The 3,113-nt window shown below is 38.2% G+C and carries 4 protein-coding genes; 2 read left to right on the top strand and 2 right to left on the bottom strand.

Annotated features, from left to right (window positions below):
* Together FTV37_RS16800 and FTV37_RS16795 are read right to left on the bottom strand one after the other, a co-directional pair.
* A partial coding sequence (locus FTV37_RS16800) for a multicopper oxidase domain-containing protein (protein WP_180064302.1) occupies positions 1-428 on the bottom strand: 428 nt, incomplete at its 3' end.
* A gap of 49 nt (positions 429-477) precedes the next feature.
* Positions 478-825: a hypothetical protein gene (locus FTV37_RS16795; protein WP_179995747.1), complete on the bottom strand. Its 348-nt coding sequence runs from the start codon at positions 823-825 to the stop codon at positions 478-480.
* Between the two features lie 1,051 nt (positions 826-1,876).
* On the opposite strand from FTV37_RS16795, the gene mobC reads away from it, so the two are divergent.
* Both mobC and FTV37_RS16785 read left to right on the top strand, forming a co-directional pair.
* Positions 1,877-2,368 (top strand): plasmid mobilization relaxosome protein MobC, encoded by a 492-nt coding sequence (gene mobC / locus FTV37_RS16790; protein ID WP_035270222.1) that lies wholly within the window; start codon positions 1,877-1,879, stop codon positions 2,366-2,368.
* Positions 2,352-3,113, top strand: a 762-nt coding sequence (locus tag FTV37_RS16785) for a relaxase/mobilization nuclease domain-containing protein (protein WP_180064303.1), incomplete at its 3' end; no start/stop codon positions are given. The genes mobC and FTV37_RS16785, both read left to right, overlap by 17 nt.

The following is a 3,113-nucleotide window of genomic DNA, read 5'->3' as shown; positions in this document are numbered from 1 at the left end:
TAAATCACAAAAGAACCATATAAGCCGTCTTGTTCCTGTCCTTTAGAATGAGCGTGATACCAATAAGTCCCGCTTTGGCGAATCTTGAATTTATAAACATACTCGCTTTGAGGCTTAATACCGTTAAAACCATTAAATCCTGGTACACCATCCATAATGCCCGGCAACAACAGTCCGTGCCAATGAATAGAAGAATCTTGGTTTTTTAAATTATTTTTCACGCGAATGATGGCTTCATCACCCTCTTCAAACTCAAGCAAAGGCGCAGGAAATTGACCATTTACGGTAATGCGCTTTACAGGCTTTCCAGTTGGGCTGACCACTGCTTCATCAATAACAAGCTGATATTCACGCACTTCGGCAAAAACCAAAGGCGACGATGCAAAACAAATACCTGCTAATAGGTACGAACTAATTTTATGAGACATAACTTAACCTTAGTTTTTGAAAAATAAATAAATTTTTAAAAAAAATTGGTTAAGTTTTAGGAGGACGTGAAATTTCTTGCCAATACCCATTTAGATATTGGTTGAGGTAATAAAAATTAGGCTGATCTATAGAATAGAAGGTATCTAGGGGATCTAGCGAGCTTTGCAAAGAATGAAGACATGAGATCTGTGTCTGGCAGGATAAGCTAGAACATTCCTGACACTTTTTGTGATCTATATTCTGATTAATAGCTAAATGATTATGGCAATCGGTATTCGTTTGTACTTCGTGATTAATACCATGTTGAGTGACTTGCTGTGCTTGATCTAAACAATGATCTTGGCTCATTTCAGTTTGAATATTGATATGCATTATCTTTACTGATGCAACAGACACACTACTCCATCCTATGGCAAAAACCATAAGAAAACAAAACCAAAGTTTTTTGGAGAGATGAGTCAACACGAATGCTATCTAGGAATAGAATTTAATCCAAAATATCTTAACGGAATTTCAACTATTTACAACTCAATATAATTTAGTAGTTTCTCTAAAATTAACATAATACACCTTATGCGAAGTCAAAAACTCTAGACCTAAAAGTACATATAAAATTAGTGCCTATTCATAATAAAAATTAAAACTCTTGTAATTACTTTCATACTTGTATCAACTTTTTTAAACAGAACTATTGTTCTTAACTAAATGCTCTCATTCCCTCAACGTTCCCCTTCAGTCTGCCTATCGGCAGACGGTGAACGTTGAGGGAATTTCGGCCATACTTACCCTTAAAGGGGCTAATTATCCCCCTTAAAGTATTCCCGAAAATCTATCGGACTGACGGAGCCACGTCTCGGTCGATCGGCAAAGAGTAAGTGTACTTTCTCTTCAGGCTGCGATTACGATCTACACATCGCATTGGCACGTTCTCAAACCGAACAGCAGCTTTTCTCTGCGAGGGTTTCCCCAACATACAATTTAAAGCTTAGCTGAACTACTCATCACGCTGTTGCTTTGCCAATATCCCCTAGTAACAACTTAATCACGATGGTGCGCTAGCGTCGCTAATCCATCCACCCGCACCTGTGAAATCTACAAAATCTGTAAATCAAGCAGAGCGTAGCAAAATTTAAAAAATCGGATTTAAATTGGTTCAATTTCTGCATGTTTCAGAAAAAAAAATTTAATGCATTAATCATTGAACCGAATTCTAAAAAATACATATATGACCTTCAGCACATTTTGATGCCATATAAACCTTTTTATTGACTTATCTAAGAAAAAAATTATTGATCTTTGCAAAACAGAATAAGCTCTAAATAAAAGGGGCAATGCGACAAGCAAGCCTACCTGTGTCCACAATTTTCTTCGAAAATTTGGACTCAGGGACTTGTTAGGGGTTTCACCCCTAAGACCCCAAAAGCAAAAGCTCTTAACGAGACACGAAATGGTAAAAAATAAAACAAAAAAATTTAGACTCACACAGCTCCAGTTTGAGCAACTGGAGCAACACCTGCAAAAGGAAAATACAAGTTTCACTGACTTCATTCATTCATTAATCGAGCGTGAAGTCATGCAAGATGTGATTACCGTTCAACAAACCAAAGACGAAATAAAACCCACAAGAACAAAAATTAAAACAGTGATTGAGGTAGTCAAACGCTATCAAAAGACTGATCCGAATGTATTGCTAGAGCTATCAAGAATCGGCAACAACATAAACCAAATTGCACGAGCGTTGAATATCATCAAGAACGCAGATCCTCAAGAACAACGCAAACTAAATATTTTTAACATGTTGCTTGTTTTAAAAGGCATTCAAACCGAGCTAGAAAAAGTCTTCCCTGCCTTACCTAAAATTAGTCGGCAAAGCCCTGAACGCTTAAAAAAGCAGTTGTCTTCAGTACAACTGGCTGAGGATGATGAAAGTGCATATTAAATTTTTGAATCATGGCAAAGGCAATGCTGCCAAAGCATCGGCATACTTACTCGATAAGTTTGATCACATGGGCAATGTGCGTGCAGGCATTGAAGTTTTAAGAGGTGATGCAACCACATTTAACGCCATTTGTGATGCAAGCCCCCATCTGTGGAAATACACCAGTGGCGTGATTGCTTGGTCAAAGGATGATGCCCCTACAGACGAGCAGATCAGGGAGGTTTTAACCGACTTTGAACAACATGCTTTCTCAGGGTTAGACCCATCTCAATATCATCTGTTTGCCGTTCAACATACGGATGATGATGGCTCAAAGCATATTCATGTTTTAGTACCACGCCTTGATTTACAGAGTGGAAAATCACTCAACATTGCGCCCCCAGGGCATGAGAAACATTTCGACTCATTACGGGATTACTTCAACACAAAATACCAGTGGTCACGCCCTGACGATTTGCTGCTAATGCACACGACACAAGAGCCGAACCACGTTGCCAAGCTTAATGCTCAAGCAAAAAAAATACTCTCAAGCAAAGAGCTAGAAACCTTGCCCAAAAAGCAATTTTACAAAGCAATTGATAATTACGTGAAAACCCTCTTAAAAACCAACACAGCAAAAAATAGAGCGGAAATAATCACCTGTATCAAACAACTAGATGGAGTCGACTCGATAAAACCAAATAAAGAGTCTCTAACGGTCACTCTCAACAACGGCAAAAAACATCGAATAAAAGGCGATTTCTAT

The sequence above is a fragment of the Acinetobacter sp. YH16042 genome, from assembly GCF_013417245.1.
GTDB lineage: Bacteria > Pseudomonadota > Gammaproteobacteria > Pseudomonadales > Moraxellaceae > Acinetobacter > Acinetobacter amyesii.
Note: the sequence above shows the minus strand (reverse complement) of the source record. Positions and strands in the feature narration are given on the sequence as shown.

Excerpts from the sequence above, each read along its gene's own strand:
- mobC (WP_035270222.1), top strand. The coding sequence starts at position 1,877 with ATGGTAAAAAATAAAACAAAAAAATTTAGACTCACACAGCTCCAGTTT.